At 71.5% G+C, this 390-nt stretch carries 1 pseudogene; it reads left to right on the top strand.

Annotated elements, in window-relative coordinates:
• Positions 1-76 precede the first annotated feature (76 nt).
• Positions 77-390: pseudogene (locus tag PUR56_RS33635) on the top strand (hypothetical protein); the annotation flags it as partial.

Here is a 390-nt window from a genome sequence, read left to right as displayed (position 1 = left end):
TATGGTATTGCTCCGGCGACCACCTCGATCTACACCGAGATATCCACTCTTCCCGGACCCGACGCTCTTCCGATCGGTCGAGGGGTTGTCGTCGGCGCGGGCTGCGGGTCGTCGGGTGCTGGCGGTGGTGCGGGGTACGGCGGTGAACCAGGACGGTGCGTCGCACGGTCGGACGGCGCCGAACGGTCCGTCGCAGCCGCGGGTGATCCGGGCCGCGTTGGCGCAGGCGGGGTAGAACCCGCAGGACGTCGACGCGGTCGAGGCGCACGGCACCGGCACGACGCTCGGCGACCCGCTCGAGGCCCAGGCCCTCCTGGCCACCTACGGTCAGGACCGGGACGGCGGCGACCCGCTCTGGCTCGGGTCGGTGAAGTCCAACATCGGGCACAC

The sequence above is a fragment of the Streptomyces sp. BE303 genome, assembly GCF_036290945.1.
Taxonomy (GTDB): Bacteria; Actinomycetota; Actinomycetes; order Streptomycetales; family Streptomycetaceae; genus Kitasatospora.
The sequence above is the reverse complement of the archived record's forward strand: the minus strand, read 5'-3'. Positions and strand labels throughout refer to the sequence as shown.